We start from the raw sequence: 20,619 nt of genomic DNA on the forward strand, positions 1-20,619 counted from the left end.
GACGTCCTTGTACTATCGAAAAGTCTCAGCCGCCCTTGACCGATCCCGCCAGCAGGCCACGCACGAGGTAGCGCTGCAGGGTGAAGAAGACGATCAGGGGCACGATGATGGTGATGAAGGCCGAGGCCGTAAGGATTTCCCAGTTGCCGCCGCGCGAGCCGAGCAGGTTGACCAGACGGCCGGTGAGGACCAGCTCGTCATTGCCGGTTCCGAGGAACACCATGGCGACAAGCAGATCGTTCCAGGTCCAGAGGAACTGGAAGATCGAGAACGACGCCAGCGCCGGGAAGGACAGAGGCAGGATGATCTTGATGAAGATGTCGAAATCGCTGGCGCCATCGACGCGGGCCGATTCCATGATTTCGCGTGGCAGGCCGGCCATGTAGTTGCGCAGCAGATAGATGGCGAGCGGCAGGCCGAAGCCCATATGCGCCAGCCAGATGCCCACATAGGTCTTGGCCGGAACACCGAGAAACGCACCGACGCCATTGTAGAGTTTCAACAGCGGGATCAGCGACATCTGCAACGGCACGACCAGAAGGCCGACGACCACGGCGATCAGGATTGCCCGGCCGGGAAATTTCATCCAGGCCAATGCGTAAGCCGCAAAGGCTGCGACGAGGATCGGGATGATCGTGGCGGGAATGGCGACGGTCAGCGAGTTGATGAAAGACGAACCGATGCCCGCAGCGCGCATGACTTCACGATAGTTGTCGAAGGTGAAGCGTGGCGGGACGGCGGCGGTATAGAAGATACGCTGGCCGCGCGAGCCGTCCATGCGGGCCGGCGAAACGATCTCGTAACTGCCGTCGTCCTTGACGGTCAATGTCTGGCCGTCGCCGATGTCGGCGACCGCGCCGGCCGCGAATGCAGTGGGCTGCAGGGGCCGGAAACCGAAGGCCGAAACCTTCGCATTGCTGCTCTCCAGAAGATTGCCCGCGATGACGAACTTGCCGTCACGTTCGACTTGCTCGTCGGGCGAGGCAGCGCGGCCGGTCAGGTTCTGCGACGACGTGGAAAGAGCCGTCCACCAGCCGGACACGGCAAGCTGGTCCTTGTCGCGCAGCGACGAAATCAACAGGCCGGCGGTTGGCAGGGTCCAGAGGACGACGAGCAGGATGACGGAAATATGGACGACCCAGACCAGTGGCGAGCGGGAAGAAGCAATCATCTCAGTGGCCCTCCATTTCCTTGGCAGCGTTGCGGATGTTCCAGATCATGATCGGGATCACCAGCACCATGATGATGACGGCGATCGCAGCACCGCGGCCGAAGTCACCGCCACCGCGGAACATCCAGTCGAACATCAGATTGGCGAGAACCTGGCTTTGCCACTGCCCGTTGGTCATGGCGAGCACGATGTCGAAGACCTTGAGCACCAAGATGGTGATGGTGGTCCAGACGACGGCGATCGTGCCCCACATTTGCGGGATCATGATCTTGAAGAAAATCTGCAATCCGTTGGCACCGTCGATGACGGCAGCCTCGATGGTTTCTTCCGGGATGCCGCGCAGGGCGGCCGAGAGGATGACCATGGCAAAGCCGGTCTGGATCCAGATCAGGATCACCATCAGGAAGAAATTGTTCCAGAACGGCAGCGTCACCCAAGCTTCCGGCGTGCCACCAAAATAGACGACAACCGCGTTCAAAAGGCCGATCTGCGCGGTGCCTTCAGCGCGATAATCGTAGATGAATTTCCAGATGACCGAAGCGCCGACGAAGGAGATCGCCATCGGCATGAAGATCAGCGTCTTGGCAATATTGCCCCACCAGATGCGATCGGTCAGGGCTGCAATGATCAGGCCGAAGAACGTCGCTGCTGCCGGCACGACCAGCAGCCAGAGGAAATTGTTGTAGATCGACTGGCGGAATTCGCCGTCGTTGAACATCCAGATGAAATTGTTCAGGCCGACGAAATTCTCGCCCGCCCTGTCATGCAGACTGAGCCAGACGGAGGCGATCACCGGATAGATCAGGTAAATGGTAAGCGACAACAGCGCCGGACCGAGGAAAAGCCATGGCCGGATGGCATTGGTGATGCGCAGGTTGCGCGAGGCGACCGGTCCCGTCAAACCTTTGGATGGAAAGAGCTTGTCTAGAATCCAGTTCGTGCCGAAGAAATAGGCGGCGCAGCCGAGAACCCCGGCGGCCATCGTGGCGATGGCGAATATCAACTGCTGCATGGCAACTTCCTCCCCCAGGAATGTAAGGCCGGATACGCGGCCTGCCTGCCCTTGTTGCGTCAGTATCCCGGCCTTTCGGGAGATCACACGCGACCAGAATAGTCACACCGTTTGTTTTGCCTTAACCGGATATGCGGCTGGCAAGGGTGCGTTCATTCAAAAGGGCTTCTTGTGTCAGCTTTCCCCGAGCCGTTCCACCGCACCCACTCTACCGAGCGGCTGGGCAGGCGGCATTTCAGGCCCGGCAGTCTTTTGATTTCGGCTCCGGGATATTTCGCCCGGAGCCGCTTTTCGATGAACAGGCTGGCGATCCTACTTGATCGAATCCCATGCCTTCTGGATGCCGTCAGAGACGTCCTTGGCCGACTTGCCGCCGACATAATCGACCATGCCGGTCCAGAATGCGCCGGCGCCGATCTTGCCGGGCATCAGGTCGGAACCGTCAAAGCGGAAAGTCGTGGCGTTCAGCAGGATTTCGCCCTGCTTCTTCATCGGGCCGTTGGCATAGGCATCCTTGTTGGCGCTTTTCAACGGTGTCAGGAAGCTCGACTGAGCCATCCAGACTTCATGCGCGATCGGCGTTTCGAGGAACTCGATGAAGGCGCGAGCCGCCGGAGTGTCCTTGGTGATCATCGCCAGCGTACCGGCGCCGAGCACCGGATTGCCGAGGTCCGGCTTGCTGGCGTAAGGCGGCATGTAGAAGAAGTCAGCGTCTTCGCCGACCTTGGTGCCTTCCGGGAAAAACGACGGAATGAACGATGCCTGATGGTGCAGGTAGCACTTCGGCGGCGAGGCAAACAGACCCTTCGGGCTGTCGCGGAAGTCGGCGGAGGCAACGGCTGCTGCACCGCCATCGACATTCTTGTCGTTCTTGGCAAACCAGCCGAATTCATCGATGGCGCCGACGACGGCCGGATCGTTAAACGGGATCGCGTTGGTGACCCATTTGTCATAGACGTCGGCCGGCTGCGTGCGCAGCATCATGTCCTCGACCCAGTCGGTGGCCGGCCAGCCGGTCGCACCGCCGGAACCCAGACCAATGCACCACGGCGTGCCGCCATCGGCGACGATTTTTTCCGTCAGGGCCTTCAGTTCTTCCATGGTCTTCGGAACTTCATAGCCCGAATCCTCGAAATTTTCCGGCACGTACCAGACCAGCGACTTCACGTCGATCTTGTAGGGGAATGCGTAGAGTTCCTTCTTGCCGTCCTTGCCGGCATAGGTCGACAGATCGACCCAGGACTGGCCAGCGGCATAATTGTCGAGCAGCCACTTCTGGGTCTTTTCGCCAAGCGGCGTCAGGTAACCCTTCGACGCCAGATCGGCGATCAGGCCCGGCTGCGGCAGGATGGCGACATCCGGGGGACTGCCGGCCTGGGTGTCGATGACGATCTGCTGTTCGTAGTTTTCGGACGAGGAATATTTCACCTCGACGCCGGTCGCGTCGCGGAAATAGTCGAGCATGGACTCGGCCAGCGCTTCGTCTTCACCGCGCCATGGACCAAAGATGGTCAGCGTCTGACCCTTCAGGTCATGGCTCTTCTTAAACTCTTCGAAGCTTGCCCAGTTGAACTTGGAATCTTCGCCCGGCTTGAATTTCAGTTCGGCCGCATGCGTGGCTCCTGCCACAAGCGCAAGCGCCGCCACTCCCAACAAGAATGTTCTCTTCACGTCATTTCCTCCCAAGAAAGACCCGACCCATTGATGCCGGGCGAACACCACAGCGCCGCCAAAATTCAAAGCGCTTTGAGTTTGCTAACAAACCATTGCGATAGGTATCAAGTCAAGAGCTTTCCCGCAACGGTCGAACAAAGGCCTCATTCCTGCAGTGCAGCGAAGGTTTGCGCTGCACTGAAGCTGATTTTTCTGGTTGATGAGCAAAGCCGATGATACAAAATTCGTCGCGCATGAAGATTGAAAGCAAAAACAAAATAAAAATCAAAGCGCTTTGGGAGTGCGCGCTTGTCATGAACGTGAATTTGAAGCAGCTGGCGGAGATGTTGGGCCTGTCGCAAACGACAGTCAGCCGGGCGCTCAACGGCTATCCGGAAGTCAACGCCGAAACGCGCCAGCGAGTCCTGAATGCCGTGCGCGAAACCGGCTACCGGCCGAACCGCGCCGCCCAAAGGCTGGCGACAGGCCGGGCCGGATCGATCGGACTGGTGATGCCGATCGCCCGGGGCATCGATTCCGACGTGCATTTCGGCGAATTTCTGGCCGGCCTCGGTGAGGAATCCGTCCGGCACGATTTTCATTTCGTCATCAATCCGAGCGCACCCGACGACGAGGAATCCACCTTCAAGCGGCTGGCCGCCAGCGGCAATGTCGATGCGCTGTTTCTCGCCTATGTGCGTGCCAACGATCCACGCATCGCCATGCTGAAATCTCTGTCGATCCCGTTCGTCGTCCATGGCCGGGCGATCGACCAGCCGGCCGATTATCCGTTTCTGGATATCGACAATACCGGCGCCTTTTATGACGCAACCCGCCTGCTCATCCAGTTGGGACACCGGCGGATCGCCCTGATCAACGGGCCGGGAAACCTGACCTTCTCCATTCGCCGCATGAAGGGGATGCGGCGCGCGCTTGAGGAAAACGGACTGCGGTTCGATGAAGGCCTGGTGCAGAATTCGTTGATGACCGACGAATACGGGCACCGGGCCATGCAGCAATTCCTCGAGCGGGATCAGCCTCCGACCGCCGTCCTCTGCTCCAGTACCGTGATCGCGCTCGGCGCAGTCAGGGCGATCAACCGGGCCGGCCTGCACATGGGCAGCGATATTTCGCTGATTGCCCATGACGACGTGCTGCCGATGCTGAAGCCCGAAAACTTCAGCGTGCCGCTGACCACGACGCGCTCATCCCTGCGCGCGGCCGGCGCGCGGATCGCTACCCGGCTGATTTCGCGCATTCTCAAGACCGGCGAATATCCGGAGCAGGAACTGTGGCGGACAGAACTGATCGTCAGGGCCTCGACAGGCCCTGCTCCGAAATCGTAGCACGGTCCGCTGGCATCAGAACTTCGGTGCTGTCCTACCGGCCTTGCGGTAGGCGGCGATCACCGTGTTGGCCATCAGCATGGCAATGGTCATCGGACCGACCCCGCCGGGCACGGGCGTGATGACGGCGGCAACTTCAGCGCATTCCTCAAAGGCGACATCGCCGACCAGGCGGGACTTGCCCTCGCCCTTTTCCGGCGCCGCGATGCGGTTGATGCCGACATCGATGACGGTGGCGCCGGGCTTGATCCAATCGGCCTTGACCATTTCCGGACGGCCGACGGCGGCGACCAGAATATCGGCGTTGCGGCAGACGGCGGCCAAGTCCTTGGTGCGCGAATGGGCGATGGTCACCGTCGCATTGGCGGCCAGCAGCAGCTGTGCCATCGGCTTGCCGAACAGGTTGGAGCGGCCGATGACGACGGCGTTGAGGCCTGACAGGTCCTCGCCATGCGTGCGCTTGACGAAGACCATGGCGCCGGCCGGGGTGCAGGATACGAGGCCGCCATCGAGATCGCCGGTCGCCAGCTTGCCGGCATTGACGACATGCAGACCGTCAACGTCCTTTTCCGGCAGGATGGACTGGATGATGGCTTCCGAATTGAAATGTTTCGGCAGAGGCAACTGCACGAGAATGCCGTGAAGCGTTTCGTCCTTGTTGAGTGTCTGGACCAGAGCGGCCAGCTCTTCCTGCGTCGTCTCTTCCGGCAGCGTGTGCTGGACCGAGGTGAAGCCGCACTCCTTGGCCATCTTGCTCTTGGAAGAGACGTAGGCGTGGCTTGCCGGGTCGTTGCCGACGATGACGACCGCGAGACCGGTCTTGACGCCGGTCTGTTCGGTCAATGCCTGCGATGCGGTTTTCACGGCATCGATCACCGACGCTGCAACTTCTCTGCCATCAATCACGGTCGTCACGGTGCTCTCCCAGATTCTCGTTTGTTCTGTTCACTCTAGTTTCAGCAAAAAATAACGGTCGCCTCAATGCGTCCTATGCTGTCCAGATCGAATAAATTCAAGGCTGATCCGCGAAAGGCCGGGGAAATGCCGCCGATGCCCGCATTTTCCATCATCGCTGAGGGGATCGTCTGAGACAGGATTTCACTACCGCCGGCCGCCGGCCCGCAGTTTGGCGTAGTGCTCGACGCGGGACCGTAGAGCCCGCAGGTTTTCCTGGACCTCCACCATATCCCGATCGTCCGTATCACTGTCCTGCATCTGGCGCAGATAATCCTGCAGACTTGCCGATGCAGCATCGGTGCGCTGCGGGAAGGCATTGAGCGCTGCGGCAGATGCCGCTGCGTGATGCGCCGATGGCATGCGCGTTCGATACTCGACGGGCGCAGGCAACAGGTCTTCGATATTCTTCGGCGTGCCCGGGCCTTCCGGATGATGATCGTCATGGCCGGGCGGATCCCTCTGTGGAACCACGACAGCTGGCCGGCTCGACCGCTGCAACAAATCGCTTATGCTCCGGTAAGCGCCGAGCGCGATGCCCAACCCGACCCCGGCCATGAAGCCGAAAATCATGCCGCCTATGGCGATCAGCTTGCGTGACGGCCCGGTGGGCTGAAGCGGCGGCTGCGCCGACGAGATCACACGGATGTTCTTCGAAGTCAGCTTTTCCTCCTGGCCGGTTTCGCTTGCGCGCTTGAGGAAGGATTCGTAGATCGTCCGCGTCGCGTTGGCCTTGCGCTCCAGTTCCCGCAGCTCGATAAAGCCGGTGGACGAATTCATCTGCTGCGCCTTCTGGACCGCCAGTTGCTGGACGAGATCTTTTTCGGTCCGGATCGCCCGGTCGAGCTCGGTCTGGGCCGTTGCTTCGATGCGGCGAAGCTCATTGCCGATTTCGGAGCGCGCGACTTCAAGCGACTTGACGGCAGCCAGCCGTTGCGGATGACGCGGGCCAAGGCTCGCATCCAGCGCGCCCAACTGCGCGCGCGCCTCGGAATATTGCTTGCGCAGTTCCTGAAGCGTCACGGAACTGACCTCTTCCGGGAATGCGCCGCTCAGCACATCGTTCAACCCGATCTTCGTGGCGATATCAACTTTCGCCCGAGCATCAGCGATACGGTTGCGCACGGCGCCGACCTGATCGTTGAGGGCCAGCAATTGCTTGTCGAAGATCAGCTCGCCGGCAGCGCCGACGATGTCGTGCTCGGCCTTGAAGCTCTCGACAGCGTTTTCCGCTGCGTCGAGCTCCTTGCGCAACTCGGCCAGCCGGCTGTCGAGCGCCCGCGTCGTGCGCTGGAAGAAGCCGGATTGGGCTGCCTGCTCCTCATTGAGAAAGGTCGCCACGAGGCGATTGGTGATCAGTGCGGATTTGGCCGGATCCCGGCTCTTGACCTCGATGGTGACGATGAAGGTTTTCGGATCGCGCGACACGGCGACGGCATCGCTGAGTTTTTCCAAAGTGCGCGGATTGACCCCGGACGCGGGCGCCGGCGTAGCCTTGCCGGGGGAAACGATATCGCGGATGACGTCAATGCCATCCAGAATCCCGCCTTTGCCAGTAGTAACGCCGCCGAATTCCGGGTCACGATCAAGCCCCAGATCGACGGCGACCTTTTCCAGAACCGTTCGCGACCGCAGCACTTCAAGCTGACTGTCGACCAGCGCCAGGAGCGCTTCGGTGGCCAGGCTTTCCTTGGAAAGATCGGAATCCGTCAAGCGGACTTCGCGCGGATCGACATAAAGCTTGCTCTGGGAAACATAGACGCTCGGAGTGGACATCGCGAGCAACACGCCACCGATCGCGCCGGCGACCGTCAGCCCCACGATGGTCTTTCGAACCTGCCAGACGGATCTCATGATCGTGGCGATGTCGATCAGCGGCCGATCCTGCCGTTCTCCATAATAGGCGTCTGGATTGTTCATCGGCGGCGGGACGGCAGCTTCGGCTTGCGATGGGCTGTCCTGTGCAGCCGCTGTCTTTTCACCCTTGAACCAACCCCTAAACCGCCCGGCAGCTTTTCCCAGGCCCGCCTTGGCCGGCTCCCCTGCCGGCTGCTGCCGAACGCCGGATGTTTCCGACTTGACGGTGGGGCTGCCCAGACGCTCGAGCAACGCGCCGGCAGTGCGCGCAACCGGCGCTCCGGTTCGCGTCTGAGCGCGGGAACGCGAAGACGCGCCCCCGGCATTCGACCCGAGATCGGCGGGGGAGCGACGCACCACAGTCCGTTTGTTGTCTTCCGGATCGAACATCAATGCCTGCAAACGCCCGCACCGGGGCAAAGTGACGAATTGTGAACGAAGCATAAGTTTTTGTGGAAAACAAACCGTTAACAGACAGCAGGTTGCGGGCCGCACATGGAGGGAAATTCCCAAGGCCAAACAGCTCATTAAGCTTTCCCGGTTAGAAACGGGAACAGCACATCCGGACGCCACTCGTGATCGATTTCGCCAAGACCCTCTACGCACGCAACCGCAGCGTTATCAACGCCTATATCTCGATGACGAGCGGGTCTGCGGGCAGGCTTGTGCTGTCGCTGGTCTATTTCATCTGCATTGCCAACGGGCTTTCGATCGCGGAATTCGGCTTGTTTGCCACCGCATCGGCCGCCGGCATCATGATCTCGCGCGTGCTTGCCTTCGGCTTCATGTCGCCGCTCTACCGGGTCGCCACCGTCAAACCCTTGCTGGTGGGTACCTATAGTGCAGGCTTTGCTGCCGGTGCGCTGCTGTCTCTGCCCTTGATCGCCGTTCTCTCCCTAGCGGTCTATTATGCCGTTTTCGCAGGCGATATCGCGCTTGTGGTATTTTTGGCTTTCATGGCCGCCGAAATCCTTTGCTGGCGTGGCCTGGAGGTCGTGGTCATCGTCCTCAACGGTCTCGGCCGGTTTGGCCGCGCCGCCCTTCTGGTGGTGATCGGCACCGGCATCCGCACCGCCGCCGCACTGGCATTCTCCATGTCGCAGCCGGCATCACTTGGCACCTGGTCGCTGTTCTACCTGGGTGCCAACCTACTTGCGCTGCTGATCGCGCTTATCTGGTTCTTTCCGAAAGTCCGGCTTCGCTGGCGGCCGGCGCTCTATGTCCGCCGCTGGGCGGATTCGGTCACGGTCGCCGGGGCCGAGGTGCTGTTCTACATCCAATCGGAATTCGACAAGATCGCGGTGCTGGCGATCGGCGGGCCAGAGGTTTCGGGCATCTATGCGATTATCATGCGGCTTGCCGACCTGACGGCGCTGCCGGTGCGTTCGTTCAACACGCTTCTGGTGCAGAAGATCATGCGCACGCCGGCAACGATCTCCTCATGGCGCACCCGGCTGACGATCGAGACATTGGTGGCGGCCATATCCTTGCTGGCGATAGCCGCCATGGCGGTCTACCTCTGGATCCTCCCGCGTGGGCTGGGGAACAACGTCGCGCAGGCAGCGCCTTATCTGATGGCGGTGCTGCTGGTGCCGTCGTTCCGCAACCTTGTCGAATATCACTCCGAACTGCTCTATGCGACCGGCCGCACGGTGCGCCGGATGGTCAACCTGGTGATCGCGGGGATCGTCAAGGTGTCCTTGCTCGCCATCGTCTTCAAGACCAGCACGGATGTCGCCTATTGGGCGCCGCTGCTTAACGGCGTCTATCTGGCCCTGTATGCCGCGTCCTTCGCCCTCACCTACACGGCCCTGCGGCGCGAAACCGGGCGGGTCATCTGACGGATCAGGCGGCGCGTTCGAGAACGATATTGCGGATATCGGCAAGATCGTGACCGACAAAGGACTGGACGCCGATGCCGATCTGATGCGGCGCCATTTCGCGCATGAAATGCCGGAGACCGCCGATATCACGCGCATAGCTGTCGTCAAACCAGAGCACGTGGCAGAGCCCGTCCGGTGAGGCGCTGTGCCCCTGCCCCATCAGCACTTCATCGACAAAACGGCCATAGATCAGGCATTCCGAAAACTGGCGCGAGCGAAGGAAGGCGCGTATCCAGTTTCGGCCGTGAAGGGCCTCGATATGGTCGAGCAGAGCCCGGCAGGTGTCGGTGCGCCAGGCAATCAGCGTATTGATGTAATCATTGGCCGGCAGGCTGAAAGGACCGATTCCCAGCAGCCGGTCGGAATGAGCAAGCCATTCGAGATGATTGGAGCGCATGCGCTCGCCAATCGCGCCATCCTTGCGATAGAGCGTCAGGCGGTCACCTTGCCAGAGATCGGCCGGATCGAAATCACGCAACAGAACCACATCGGAATCGACGGCGAACATCGTCGCCTCGCCGATATGCCGCGCCAGCGCCAGCCGGCGCAGTTGCTGCGCATGCCAGCCGCGCAGCGGTAGGCTGTAAGGGTTGATCCAGAGCTTGCGCCGGCCCGCCGAGAGCGGGTCTGGAATAGCGCGCAGCCACCACGGCAGGAGATCGCTCTCGCTGATGACCTGCCGCCGCGAACCTTCCAACTGCCGGAACAGTGCGACGTCGAAGGGCGCCACCAGCAGATAATGAACCCAATCGCCCTTCAGCCGCATGTCCATGCTTTCGCACAGCAGCCGGCAGCGCTCGAAATCATTGGCGTAGGAGGCCGTAACGACAGCAGTGCGCATGATGGTTTCCGTTAGAACGACCGCGACCCGGCGCGCTGACCGCCGACTTGCGGCGGCGGCTGACGCCCATTCAGCTTATGGCGGAGAACATAATATATGAACAACGGGTTTCCGAGCAGATAACGCCGCCACAGCCGGCGTGGCTCCTGGACCAGCCGGTGCAGCCATTCCAGGCGCAGGCGCCGGACGACGGGAGAGGCGCGCGGCACTTCTTCGGCCATGAAATCGAACAGCGCGCCGACGCTGATCACCAGCCGCGCGTGGCCGGGACCGACATGGCGGTCGATCCATTTTTCCTGCTTCGGGCTGCCCATCGCGATCAACAGGATATCCGGTTTCACAGCGCGAACCTTGGCCATGACCTCGTCGGATTGCGCCGGGTCGAAAAAACCGTCGGAAACGGCGATGAACTCGTGCCATGGCGCGTGTTTCTGAAAGTTTTCGGCAGCGCGCTTGAGCACGTCCGGACGCGCGCCGACCATGGCGATGCGCCTCGGCGTCGTCATATAGGTCATCAGCGCCGGGACGAAATCGGTGCCATTCAGATTGGCCGGGAACGTCTTTCCATGGAACAGCCAGGAGGCGAGATCGACGCCATGCCCGTCGGGCAAAACGATGTGCCGGTTGAGCACGGCGCGGTATTCCGGATCCTGCATCATCAGGTTGGCATTGTGGGCGTTGAGGAACGATATCACCGTCTGCCCGATCGGCAGCGAAGCGATTTCGTCGGCAAAGGCGAAGGCGTCGGCCCAGCCGAAATCGCAGACCGGTATGTCGAGGATCATGCGCTGCGAGGCGACGATCGATGTCCCCGGGAAAACGTTCATCGGGATTGCCCCCCCTCATGCACTGCAAGGCCGTAAGGTGCGCCAGCAGTTTTGCTTGCCCGCTGCCGTGCTTCGTCTCTCGTCAAGGCGAGGTCGGATGCGACGGCAGGCATTCCGAACCGCAACAGGCCCTCATCCAGCGTCTCAAGCAGCCTGGTTTTCTGCGCCTGATGAAAAACCGATCCCGACAGACGCTGGCGATTGCCCGTCCGCACCTGCGCAACTTTTTCGACCAGCAGTTTTGCGAATTCGGCGGGATCGTCGGCAACCGCGCAATTGCCGGGAAGTGCGTCGATGCCGCGCAAGGATGCGCGCGTCGCGACACAGGGCATGCCGAGTTCGAAGGTCTCGATGGTCTTCAACTGCACGCCCGTACCGCCACGGCTGATCAATGGCAGAACGGCGCCGGATTCGACGAAGGCGCGTGCGTCGGGCACCCGGCCGAGCAGGCGTATCCCCGGATGGGAAATGGCGGGCGCGTCCGGCAGCTGGCCGGCAATGCCGATCGACATGCCGGCCGGCAGCAGCGGCACCACCTTCGAGAGAAACCAGTCGAGGCCGATCCGGTTCGACTGCCAGCTCCAGGTTCCGATCAAAGCCAGATCGTATTCCGGCGATTTTTCCGGACCGCTCGCGGCAAGGTCCCATCGGGTTACCAGCGGCAAGACGGTTGCACGAGTGGCGACGGCATAGCCAAACCCGAGGCGATCCGCCTCCGCAAAGGTCCATACCGCCGAGGCGGCCCGTGTCAGTGTCCGCTCAAGCCGGTCGAGGTAATGCGCTTCGCGCTTGAACAGCCACCGCTCCAACAGACCGGATGCGGTGGCAGCGTTTTCCCGCGCCGAACCGGCTTCGACATTGTGGGCGATGTAGATCGTCTTGTGTTTCTGGAATGAGGCGGCAAAGGCTCCGGGCAGTTGCACGGAGTTGAGAACGATGCCGTCGAACGGCTGCAGGCGCTGCAACAGCGTTTCCATATGCGCGCGGCTGGTCTCCAGCATCTTCGCCGAGGATAGCGTCGTGCGATGAAGACCGGCCTTTGCCAGCCAGCGCAATTTGGTCGCTGCGCCGACCTTGGCATTGGTGACCTCCAGTTCGCCCAGCAGATGCACGTCCTCGCCGCCAGCAGCGGTCTGCCCCGGCTGCAGATAGCCGATCACGCTCACCCTGTGGCCAAGGGCGCGAAGACCATCGAAGACGGCCCGGTTGGCGATGTCGAACCCTGACGAAGGGTTTTCCACCGGTACCAGCGAGGAAACGAAGACCAGATGCATGCTGTCACGCGAGCCTTGAGAACAATTGCCCGACTGTAGCAACACGGCGTGAAGCGAGCTTTAAGCCATTCATTCGAAAGCGAATTCGGAGATTCAGCATCTGTTTAGGAACATTTGCTTTAGTGCTTGCCAGTTTCCCGCCTTCAACAGGTACCCGCCATGACCCCGCCCGCCCAGGATGTGACCGAATTTTATAGGACGGCGGTGGATGACAATGACAGCATCGAGCTCGTCGTCACGCTGCCAACGTTCCGGCGCCCCGAGCATCTGCTGAAAACCCTGAGAACCGTTATTTCACAGGCCCCCGGCTGTCCCTTCGCCATCGTCGTGATGGAGAACGACGCGGTCGGACTGGAAGGGGCGAACGCTGCAAAAATGTTCTTGGCCGACCACCGCGTCAACGCGCTGGTGGTGATCGCGCATCAGCGCGGCAATTGCCATGCGTACAATGCCGGCTGGTCGATGGCGCTTGCCCACTATCCCAACCTGCAGGCCATCGCCGTGATCGACGACGACGAACTGGCAGCCCCCGATTGGCTCGACAGTCTCGTTTCGGTACATCGCCAGACGCGGGCTGACCTGATCGGCGGGCCTCAGCTTCCCGATTTCGAGGACAAGACCCGCCATGACCGCAAGCGGCACCCGGTCTTCATGCCCCACTATGACACGACTGGGCCTGTTGCTATCCTCTATTCATCGGGGAATGTGCTGATCACGCGACATGTGCTCGACGCCATGCCGCGACCATTCCTCGACCCATTGTTCAACTTCATCGGCGGGGGAGACAGCGACTTCTATCGCCGGTGCAAGGAAAACGGGTTTTCTTTTGCCTGGGCGGCGGAAGCCTGGGTGGCCGAGACCATTCCGGCACGGCGGACGGAACTGTCGTGGATCAGATCGCGCAGTCTGCGAAACGGGGCAATTTCCGCTTTGCTGGAACACCGCGCAGCCCCAGGCTTTGCCGGACGGGCGAGAACGATCGCCAAATCGCTGGCCCTTTTGGCCGCCTCGCCGTTTCGCGGCATTTCACTTTGGAAATCATCCGGCCTGCCATCGGCAGGGCTCTACCATTTTTATGTGGCGTGCGGGCGTTTGATGATGGAGTTCGGCTTCGTCAACGAACAATATCGCAACCCGGAGAAAAACTGAACCGCACCTGCGCGCCGGCTCAGTGGCCGGCAGCAGCGGCCCGCTTTTCGCTTTCCGGCATCTGATCGCTGGCAACCTGGCCATTCTTATCGACGATCGGCACAGGCTTGCGCTGTTTTTCATTCGCCGCATTGGCAACGCGGGCAACATCGGCCTTCGACAGATATTCCAGCTGCTCGACCAGAACCTGAAAAATCACCTCGTCATGCAGTTGTTTGTTCAACTGATCCTTGACGATCGTCTTGAAACTGGCGAGGTCGAAATTGCTGGTATCGGCGACGTTGATCAATTTCTGGCCGACCAGAATGTCGAACAAGGCGTTGGTCACCGATTGCTTGAACGGCACTTCCATGTTCTTGGCCTTGGCCTTGTCGACCGAGAACGACAGCTTGGTGAGGAAGTAACCCTGCACCGCGCCGTCGGTGATCACCGGAACGGTGATCAGCTCGCCGGGTATATATTCCTGCAATGCGCGGCGTTCTGCCTCCGCATCCGATTCCACCGGTGCCGACGCATGCTGGATCGAAAAATAGACGGATCCGAGCGATACGGCGCAAATCCAGACACCGGTGAAAACAAGCTTCAACATCAGAAATCGCCGTAGCGGAACTGCTGTTCGGTGTAGATGCCATCCGCGTCAGCGTCCTGAACGGCAGCCTTCAGCAGGTCGACCACCGAACGGCAGGCTTCCATATGGGCGTTGACCTTCTGCGAATTGGTCATCAGCTTGGTCTGGATGTGCCGGGTCTGCGACACGAATGCCGGCGAAATTTCATCCGGGGAAGCGTCGCGATGAAGCATCGTCAGTTCGTAGAGGCAGCGGCTCTTGCGGGCGTTCGACGTTTTCAGGTCAAAACTCGGATCGACGCCGATGCGGGTATTCTCGTTGTCGAGGATCATTTCGAGACGGCCCAGCACGTTCTGGATACGTACGTCACTCGATGCTGCAACTTCCATCATTTGGCTCCCATTGGCGCTGTCGGCACGCTGGGTCCAATCCCCTGGCGTGATATATGCGCGAAACTTCTGTACAAGGTCAGTCCGGCCGATGACCGGTCTCGCCTCAGGCTTGATCGTTAGTGTCTTGCGTGCCCATGAAATTGGCGACCGCCTTGCGCTCGTATTCCTGCACCATGCTCAGCGCGACATTGCTGCTATTGCCGTCGAGCGATGCGCTGACCCGGGTGGGGCCTTCGCCGACGATGCGGTCCGTGACCATGCGCTCGGCGATGCCGACACCATCGCCCTGGGCCATGACGTTGCCGATCTGCTCGGCCATCATGCTCTTCCACATGTCGCCGGACGTACCCTTGCCGTAGACCTCTTCGCTTTCGGACGGCAGCATCGACTTGACGAAGTTCTGCAGCACCATGGCTTCGAACTTGCGATAGCTTTCCGGAATTTTCTTGGCCTCGGCCCGATTGGTGATGTCGCCAAGGCTGTTGGTCGGGCTGTCCTGATTGAGAACTGCGACCGTGTTGGCGAAGCCGGTTCCGTTCTCGGCGAGGCTCGTCGCCTGGAATGCGGCGCGATTGGCCTTCAACCGCGCCTGGGCTTCCTGAACTTGAGCCGGATCGGCGGCGCGCACGACATCCAGCACCAGGTCGCTTGGAGGAGAAATGGCCATGCGGTATCCTCTCGGTCACGGAGTCTGCCGCAAGCGCCTTATGAACGCCAGAGATAACTCCATAAAATCAGCATCTTGGGGAACAGTTCGGCCGCAAAAGGCCGCCGCTCCTGAGCCGTACTATGACCGGCCAACCTTACCGGAAGCTGGTGATCCGCTCATCACATGCTGATCGAGGAGATCGTAGATGGCGTCGTCCGCTTCAGTCCGGTCTTCCAGAACGCGGGCGTCCTTCATGTTTTCCTCGAGCCGGTCGCCCTTTGCCCGCTCCTTCAGAACCCGGGCCTCGTGCCCCTGCTGGATATCCAGAAGCATCTGGTCCTTCATCGCAAGGCGGCCGAGTTGCGAGGCATAATGCCCGGAAAACATCGCGTGCAACGGGCTTGCCGACCCCATGGCGCCCACCACCACGTCAATGGTTTCAGCCAGATCACGGCGTTGCCTGGCGGTTTCTGCCCGCTCGTTTTCCGCCATCTGTTCCAGATGCCGCTGAACGACGACAAGGCGCTTGAGTTTTTCGGACCGGCTTTTCATGGGCTAGATTCCTTGCATCATCGGACCGAAGCCATCGGCAAACAGCTTCAGCATCGCGGCGATGCCGAGGTAGAGCAGGAACATGCCGCCCATGATCAGATAGGGTAGCGAGATGAAGTAGAGCGGCATCTGCGGCGCCAGCTTGTTGACCATGCCGATCGCGACGTTGAACAGCAGGCCGTAGATGATGAATGGGCTCGCCAGCCGCAGCATGATGTAGAACGTCGTCTCGAGTGCATTGGTGAGCGTGATCAGCACACCCTGCGGATCGAAGCCGACGCCGAGCGGCATCACCTTGTAGGAATCGACGATGCTCGCCAGGATGACATGGTGGAAATCCAGCATGAACAGAACCATCAGACCAGCGAAACTGATCATGTTGGTCAACTGGTTTTCGGCGGTATCTTCCAACACGTCGTTGGCCGGCGGGGCGTTGAAGCCGATCATCATCGTGATCACCGTGCCGGTAAACTGCAGCCCAAGTACATAATAACGTGCGATCAGGCCGATGACGCCGCCGATGACGGTTTCGGTGGCGACGATGTAGATATAGGTGTGCCCCTTGCCGGAAATCTGCGGATAGATCTCGTTCCACATGATCGGCAGGATGGCCATCGAGATCGCCAGGGCGACAAAGATGCGGATCTGCACCGACACACGTGCGGTGGAAAATCCGGGCATGACCATGATGCAGGCGCCGATCCGGCAGAATGCGGCGAAAAGCGCCAGCACTGTGCCTTCAGGGTCAGTGATCATGAAATCGAGCCAATGATCTTTATCTCGAGGCCCTTGGCGAGCTCGACATGCGAGAGAACCGGCAATGTTGCAAAAAGACGCTCGATGATCATGCGCACATAAGAGCGGGATTCGGGCGAACTTACCAGTACGAACGGCATGCCGCGGTCGAGATGTTCACGGATAACCTTGGTCGCCTGCTCGCTGAACTCCTCCAGATGGCGCGGATCGATGTCGAATTCGACGATATCACCCTTGGCATCGCGCTTCAGCGCCTGGTGGAAGACCATGTCCCATTTGCTGCCGAGACGCAGGACCCGCAGCGTGCCGTTATCGGCAAGATCGCCGCAGAGCTGCTGCGACATGCGCACGCGGACATGCTCGACGATCTGTTCGGTCTTGCGGACATGCGGTGCGAGTTCGGCGACCGCTTCGAGGATCAGATGCAGATTGCGGATCGAGACGCGCTCTGCCAGCAACAGCTTCAACACTGCCTGCAGGCCGGAATAGGACATGTGAGAGGTGCAGATTTCGTCGGCGAGTTTGCGGTATTCCGGATCCAGCCGCTCGATCAGGATCTTGACGTCCTTGTAGGATAGAAGCTGCGGCAGGTTGTTGCGGATCACTTCCGACAGATGCGTCAACACCACCGAAACATTGTCGATCGGATGGAAGCCTTCGCGCTTCAGGTCCTCGGTAAAGGTTTCGAGGATCGACACGGCCGGCATGCCGAATGCGGGTTCGCGGATATCGTCGCCCGGCACACTCGGCTTGCGGCCGCCGCCCGTGACGACGATGACTTCGCCGACACGCACGGTGTTCGACGCGATCGTCGTACCGTGGATACGGACATGGTAGGCCTTGTCGGGAATGCTGATATCGTCGGAGACCTTGATTTCCGGCACGATGAGACCGTATTGCCCGGCAAACTTGCGGCGCATCTTGCCGACGCGGAAGGCCAGTTCCTGGTGGGCGCCGAGAAGGCGGGTAGAGACCTGCTTGCCGAGCAGCAGTTCGATCTCGGCCGTCTTCAGAACCGACTTGACCGAGTCCTTTTCGCTGTCGGTCTTCAGCTGCGCCGTCTGCTGGTCCTGATCACGCTTGAGCTTGTTGGCCGCAGCCAGCTGACGGGGGATGACCCAGCTGAGAAACGCCATGCCTCCACCAAGAATGGCGAACGGGAAGAATGGCAGACCCGGCATGAACGCCAGCATGATGATCAGCCCGGACGCCACCATCAGCGCCCGCGGGTAGCCGCCGAGCTGGTTGATGACTGCCTGATCGGTGGAACCGGACGTACCGCCGCGCGAAACGAGCAAGCCGGCGGCGAGCGACACGATCAAAGCCGGGATCTGCGAAACTAGACCGTCACCGACCGAAAGCTTGACGAAGACGTCCGCCGCTTCGCCGATCGACATGTCGTGGCGGACGTAGCCGATGATGATGCCGCCGAAGACGTTGATGGCGGTGATCAAAAGGCCGGCGATTGCATCGCCGCGCACGAATTTCGACGCACCGTCCATCGAGCCGAAGAAGGAGCTTTCCTCTTCCAGCTCACGCCGGCGCCGTTGCGCTTCCTTCTCGTCGATCAGGCCGGCCGAAAGGTCGGCGTCGATCGACATCTGCTTGCCGGGTATGGCATCGAGGGTGAACCGCGCGCCGACTTCGGCGATGCGCGTCGCACCCTTGGTAATGACGATGAAGTTCACCGTGATCAGGATCAGGAAGACGATCAGGCCGATGACGAAATCGCCACCCATCACCAGTTCCGCAAAACCGGCGATGACACCGCCGGCTGCATCGTGTCCTTCATGACCGTGCGAAAGGATGACGCGCGTCGTGGCGATGTTGAGCGCCAGGCGGGTCATGGTGGAGATCAGCAGAATGACCGGAAAGGAGGAGAAATCCAGCGGCTTCTGGATCCACAGCGAGACCATGAGGATGAGCACGGAGAATGCGATGGAGAAGGCCAGCCCGATGTCGATCAGAAACGGCGGAATCGGTAGAAAGAGAATCGACAGGATCGCGACGATGCCGAGGGCAAAGCCGACATCGCGGCCCTTGGGCGCGACTTTCGGGATGATCAGAGCAGGAGGTTGTGCCATCGGAAATTCCGTCTCGTCATGAGAGGCGGACAGCATTCATACCTGCTGCCCAAACTAAGCAGCAGGCCTAACGCACCAAACTTGCGCGAAGGTGGCATCGATGTCGAATGAAAGAAGGGCGACGCGCTTTTCTCGGTACGCCCATTTCAGCTTCGCCGGAACGTCAGAAGCCGGTTTGAATGCGGGAAAAGACGACATCGGTGAAAATCGAGATTTGCGCACCGACAAACGAGGCGGAAAGCGCAATGGTGACAAGCACTGCGAGGATTTTCGGTACGAAGGTCAGGGTCATTTCCTGGACCTGGGTCAGCGCCTGGATGAAGGCGATGACGACGCCGACAACCATGGCGGCAGCGACGGCGGGCCCGGAAGCGACGACCACTGTCCAGATCGCCGCCTGCACGATATCGAGGGCATCCGCCTCATTCATGAGCTATCACTTTATGGTAACGCCGGGTCCGATAACCAGTTCTTTCTTGCTATCGAGGACGGCAATGATTCCATCCGAGTATAGCTTCACTTCCTTGACGACACCAGTTGTCTTGCCGTCGGCGCTGGTCACCGTCTTGCCGATCACGGCATTGGCTTCGCTCAGCGACGTGCGCTGCAGCAGGCTTTCCAGATTGGTGTTGGTCTTGATCGTCTGCTCGACCTGCGAGAAGGTCGCGAGCTGGGCGATCTGCTGGGTCGAATCCATCGGCTGGGTCGGATCCTGGTTCTTCATCTGGGCCACGAGCAGCTTCAGGAAGCTGTCATAGTTCAGGCTTGCCTTTGCCTTGTCGGTCCCTGATTCCGTGCCGGACGCCGAGGGTATGTAACTGTTGTTAACGCCGCTTACCGCCATGGTGCGATCTCCTTGCGAATCTGTTCGATCGTTGCAGGGGTGATTTCCTGATTGTTCAAGATCTTGTCTTCGAGAGCATAGAGACCGCGGATCGCCTTCAGGGCGTCGAAGGCCCGGCCCTGCGTCACCATTCCGTCGACTTTCTTCAGCTCGGTAACGATCTCCTCGTTCTTGAAACAAGTCAGAAGCATGACGACCGACTTGCGGAACATGTTCGTCGACTGCTCGGCGCCTTCCGGATTGATCAGGATCATCTGAGCGATGAAATAAAGCTGCTTCAGCGGGGTCGTCGCATCTTCAGGCTGGAGAACATGGTTTTCGAGCAGGAATGTCACGTCGTTCAGGAATTCGACGGCCACCTTGCGGTCGACACGCAGCACTGCCCCGTTGACAAAAATCCGCTCGCCAGACTTCAGCGAAATACGCAGTGTGCTTTTCATTTGAGTCCATCCCTGATGATGGTTGTGATATCGATTACGCCCTGGAAATTCGAGGATTCGCGTTTGCGGATCTTCTCTGTCTCACCGAGAATCCAGATGGCTATGGAAATAAGATTGGCGCGCAGTTCGTCGTTCAGCTGATTGTCCGAAGCACGAAGATCCTCGATAAACCGGATCCAGACCCGCCGCGTGTAGTAAATCGCCTCGATCGCCTCCCGCGAATAGCCCTTCTGTCGCTTTGCGGCTGAGAGCAGCACTATCGAGCGATCGAGCACCTGCCGTTCGCGATCCTTGGAGTCGGCAACGCCATCCTCCATGATCTCGGCATATGAAAACTGATACATTCAGACATCCTTCATGTTTGTCC

At 60.1% G+C, this 20,619-nt stretch carries 21 protein-coding genes; 3 read left to right on the forward strand and 18 right to left on the reverse strand.

Annotation, left to right across the window (positions count from 1 at the left end; all coding sequences use genetic code 11):
• Positions 1–25: 25 nt before the first annotated feature.
• The 3 genes from ACP7E6_RS07305 to ACP7E6_RS07315 all read right to left on the reverse strand — a co-directional run bounded on the left by ACP7E6_RS07305 (position 26) and on the right by ACP7E6_RS07315 (position 3,854).
• On the reverse strand, positions 26–1,171 hold the full coding sequence (locus tag ACP7E6_RS07305) for a carbohydrate ABC transporter permease (RefSeq protein ID WP_426229057.1): 1,146 nt from the start codon (positions 1,169–1,171) through the stop codon (positions 26–28).
• Between the two features lies 1 nt (position 1,172).
• On the reverse strand, positions 1,173–2,183 hold the full coding sequence (locus ACP7E6_RS07310) for a carbohydrate ABC transporter permease (protein ID WP_060504665.1): 1,011 nt from the start codon (positions 2,181–2,183) through the stop codon (positions 1,173–1,175).
• A 312-nt stretch (positions 2,184–2,495) separates the two neighbouring features.
• Positions 2,496–3,854, reverse strand: a complete 1,359-nt coding sequence (locus ACP7E6_RS07315) for an ABC transporter substrate-binding protein (RefSeq protein ID WP_426123718.1) — start codon at positions 3,852–3,854, stop codon at positions 2,496–2,498.
• A gap of 296 nt (positions 3,855–4,150) precedes the next feature.
• Between ACP7E6_RS07315 and ACP7E6_RS07320 the strand changes: the two genes are divergently transcribed.
• Positions 4,151–5,182 carry a LacI family DNA-binding transcriptional regulator gene (locus ACP7E6_RS07320; protein WP_426229058.1) on the forward strand — a complete coding sequence of 344 codons (1,032 nt, stop codon included), beginning with the start codon at positions 4,151–4,153 and terminating at the stop codon, positions 5,180–5,182.
• Positions 5,183–5,197: 15 nt separating this feature from the next.
• On the opposite strand, the gene folD is transcribed toward ACP7E6_RS07320, so the two are convergent.
• Entirely contained in the window at positions 5,198–6,097 is a 900-nt protein-coding gene (folD, locus tag ACP7E6_RS07325) for a bifunctional methylenetetrahydrofolate dehydrogenase/methenyltetrahydrofolate cyclohydrolase FolD (protein ID WP_426229059.1), read from the reverse strand.
• Positions 6,098–6,283: 186 nt separating this feature from the next.
• On the reverse strand, positions 6,284–8,383 hold the full coding sequence (locus tag ACP7E6_RS07330; protein ID WP_426229060.1) for a GumC family protein: 2,100 nt from the start codon (positions 8,381–8,383) through the stop codon (positions 6,284–6,286).
• A 185-nt stretch (positions 8,384–8,568) separates the two neighbouring features.
• Here ACP7E6_RS07330 and ACP7E6_RS07335 point away from each other — a divergent pair, with 185 nt between their 5' ends.
• A complete protein-coding gene (locus tag ACP7E6_RS07335) occupies positions 8,569–9,834 on the forward strand; it encodes a lipopolysaccharide biosynthesis protein (protein WP_426229061.1) in 1,266 nt (421 codons plus the stop codon).
• 4 nt (positions 9,835–9,838) lie between these two features.
• On the opposite strand, the gene ACP7E6_RS07340 is transcribed toward ACP7E6_RS07335, so the two are convergent.
• The 3 genes from ACP7E6_RS07340 to ACP7E6_RS07350 are packed head-to-tail and all read right to left on the reverse strand — an operon-like array spanning position 9,839 to position 12,818.
• A complete protein-coding gene (locus ACP7E6_RS07340; RefSeq protein WP_426229062.1) occupies positions 9,839–10,717 on the reverse strand; it encodes a DUF6492 family protein in 879 nt (292 codons plus the stop codon).
• An 11-nt stretch (positions 10,718–10,728) separates the two neighbouring features.
• Complete coding sequence (locus ACP7E6_RS07345) at positions 10,729–11,544, reverse strand: WecB/TagA/CpsF family glycosyltransferase (RefSeq protein ID WP_426229063.1); 816 nt, start codon at positions 11,542–11,544, stop codon at positions 10,729–10,731.
• Positions 11,541–12,818, reverse strand: a complete 1,278-nt coding sequence (locus tag ACP7E6_RS07350; protein ID WP_426229064.1) for a glycosyltransferase family 4 protein — start codon at positions 12,816–12,818, stop codon at positions 11,541–11,543. The genes ACP7E6_RS07345 and ACP7E6_RS07350 overlap by 4 nt, the downstream gene beginning before the upstream one ends.
• A 159-nt stretch (positions 12,819–12,977) precedes the next feature.
• Between ACP7E6_RS07350 and ACP7E6_RS07355 the strand changes: the two genes are divergently transcribed.
• Positions 12,978–13,967: a glycosyltransferase family 2 protein gene (locus ACP7E6_RS07355; protein ID WP_426229065.1), complete on the forward strand. Its 990-nt coding sequence runs from the start codon at positions 12,978–12,980 to the stop codon at positions 13,965–13,967.
• Positions 13,968–13,986: 19 nt separating this feature from the next.
• Here ACP7E6_RS07355 and ACP7E6_RS07360 read toward each other — a convergent pair whose 3' ends face one another.
• From ACP7E6_RS07360 to flaF, 10 genes are all read right to left on the reverse strand, one after another.
• Positions 13,987–14,556, reverse strand: a complete 570-nt coding sequence (locus ACP7E6_RS07360) for a hypothetical protein (RefSeq protein WP_426229066.1) — start codon at positions 14,554–14,556, stop codon at positions 13,987–13,989.
• Entirely contained in the window at positions 14,556–14,924 is a 369-nt protein-coding gene (locus ACP7E6_RS07365) for a hypothetical protein (RefSeq protein ID WP_426229067.1), read from the reverse strand. Before ACP7E6_RS07365 ends, ACP7E6_RS07360 begins: the two co-directional genes overlap by 1 nt.
• A gap of 106 nt (positions 14,925–15,030) precedes the next feature.
• Positions 15,031–15,594 carry a rod-binding protein gene (locus ACP7E6_RS07370; protein WP_426229068.1) on the reverse strand — a complete coding sequence of 188 codons (564 nt, stop codon included), beginning with the start codon at positions 15,592–15,594 and terminating at the stop codon, positions 15,031–15,033.
• A gap of 120 nt (positions 15,595–15,714) precedes the next feature.
• Positions 15,715–16,128: a hypothetical protein gene (locus tag ACP7E6_RS07375; RefSeq protein WP_426229069.1), complete on the reverse strand. Its 414-nt coding sequence runs from the start codon at positions 16,126–16,128 to the stop codon at positions 15,715–15,717.
• A 3-nt stretch (positions 16,129–16,131) separates the two neighbouring features.
• Positions 16,132–16,884 carry a flagellar biosynthetic protein FliR gene (gene fliR / locus ACP7E6_RS07380; RefSeq protein ID WP_426229070.1) on the reverse strand — a complete coding sequence of 251 codons (753 nt, stop codon included), beginning with the start codon at positions 16,882–16,884 and terminating at the stop codon, positions 16,132–16,134.
• Positions 16,881–18,968 carry a flagellar biosynthesis protein FlhA gene (gene flhA / locus ACP7E6_RS07385; RefSeq protein ID WP_426229071.1) on the reverse strand — a complete coding sequence of 696 codons (2,088 nt, stop codon included), beginning with the start codon at positions 18,966–18,968 and terminating at the stop codon, positions 16,881–16,883. The genes fliR and flhA overlap by 4 nt, the downstream gene beginning before the upstream one ends.
• 163 nt (positions 18,969–19,131) lie before the next feature.
• Entirely contained in the window at positions 19,132–19,398 is a 267-nt protein-coding gene (gene fliQ / locus ACP7E6_RS07390; RefSeq protein WP_426229072.1) for a flagellar biosynthesis protein FliQ, read from the reverse strand.
• Positions 19,399–19,404: 6 nt separating this feature from the next.
• Positions 19,405–19,812 (reverse strand): flagellar hook assembly protein FlgD, encoded by a 408-nt coding sequence (gene flgD / locus ACP7E6_RS07395; protein WP_426229073.1) that lies wholly within the window; start codon positions 19,810–19,812, stop codon positions 19,405–19,407.
• Positions 19,803–20,252 (reverse strand): flagellar biosynthesis repressor FlbT, encoded by a 450-nt coding sequence (gene flbT, locus ACP7E6_RS07400; RefSeq protein WP_426229074.1) that lies wholly within the window; start codon positions 20,250–20,252, stop codon positions 19,803–19,805. Before flbT ends, flgD begins: the two co-directional genes overlap by 10 nt.
• The gene (gene flaF / locus ACP7E6_RS07405) at positions 20,249–20,596 is read right to left on the reverse strand and encodes a flagellar biosynthesis regulator FlaF (protein ID WP_426229075.1); all 348 of its coding nucleotides are present in this window, start codon (positions 20,594–20,596) and stop codon (positions 20,249–20,251) included. The genes flbT and flaF overlap by 4 nt, the downstream gene beginning before the upstream one ends.
• Positions 20,597–20,619: the final 23 nt, after the last annotated feature.

The organism is Pararhizobium sp. DWP3-4 (assembly GCF_049898205.1).
GTDB lineage: Bacteria > Pseudomonadota > Alphaproteobacteria > Rhizobiales > Rhizobiaceae > Pararhizobium.

Coding starts and splice junctions, on each gene's coding strand:
- ACP7E6_RS07345 (WP_426229063.1), bottom strand. CDS start 11,544: ATGAACGTTTTCCCGGGGACATCGATCGTCGCCTCGCAGCGCATGATC.
- ACP7E6_RS07350 (WP_426229064.1), bottom strand. CDS start 12,818: ATGCATCTGGTCTTCGTTTCCTCGCTGGTACCGGTGGAAAACCCTTCG.
- ACP7E6_RS07365 (WP_426229067.1), bottom strand. CDS start 14,924: ATGGAAGTTGCAGCATCGAGTGACGTACGTATCCAGAACGTGCTGGGC.
- flaF (WP_426229075.1), bottom strand. CDS start 20,596: ATGTATCAGTTTTCATATGCCGAGATCATGGAGGATGGCGTTGCCGAC.
- ACP7E6_RS07360 (WP_426229066.1), bottom strand. CDS start 14,556: ATGTTGAAGCTTGTTTTCACCGGTGTCTGGATTTGCGCCGTATCGCTC.
- ACP7E6_RS07305 (WP_426229057.1), bottom strand. CDS start 1,171: ATGATTGCTTCTTCCCGCTCGCCACTGGTCTGGGTCGTCCATATTTCC.
- ACP7E6_RS07320 (WP_426229058.1), top strand. CDS start 4,151: ATGAACGTGAATTTGAAGCAGCTGGCGGAGATGTTGGGCCTGTCGCAA.
- flhA (WP_426229071.1), bottom strand. CDS start 18,968: ATGGCACAACCTCCTGCTCTGATCATCCCGAAAGTCGCGCCCAAGGGC.
- ACP7E6_RS07340 (WP_426229062.1), bottom strand. CDS start 10,717: ATGCGCACTGCTGTCGTTACGGCCTCCTACGCCAATGATTTCGAGCGC.
- fliR (WP_426229070.1), bottom strand. CDS start 16,884: ATGATCACTGACCCTGAAGGCACAGTGCTGGCGCTTTTCGCCGCATTC.
- ACP7E6_RS07330 (WP_426229060.1), bottom strand. CDS start 8,383: ATGTTCGATCCGGAAGACAACAAACGGACTGTGGTGCGTCGCTCCCCC.
- ACP7E6_RS07355 (WP_426229065.1), top strand. CDS start 12,978: ATGACCCCGCCCGCCCAGGATGTGACCGAATTTTATAGGACGGCGGTG.
- flgD (WP_426229073.1), bottom strand. CDS start 19,812: ATGGCGGTAAGCGGCGTTAACAACAGTTACATACCCTCGGCGTCCGGC.
- flbT (WP_426229074.1), bottom strand. CDS start 20,252: ATGAAAAGCACACTGCGTATTTCGCTGAAGTCTGGCGAGCGGATTTTT.
- ACP7E6_RS07370 (WP_426229068.1), bottom strand. CDS start 15,594: ATGGCCATTTCTCCTCCAAGCGACCTGGTGCTGGATGTCGTGCGCGCC.
- ACP7E6_RS07375 (WP_426229069.1), bottom strand. CDS start 16,128: ATGAAAAGCCGGTCCGAAAAACTCAAGCGCCTTGTCGTCGTTCAGCGG.
- fliQ (WP_426229072.1), bottom strand. CDS start 19,398: ATGAATGAGGCGGATGCCCTCGATATCGTGCAGGCGGCGATCTGGACA.
- ACP7E6_RS07310 (WP_060504665.1), bottom strand. CDS start 2,183: ATGCAGCAGTTGATATTCGCCATCGCCACGATGGCCGCCGGGGTTCTC.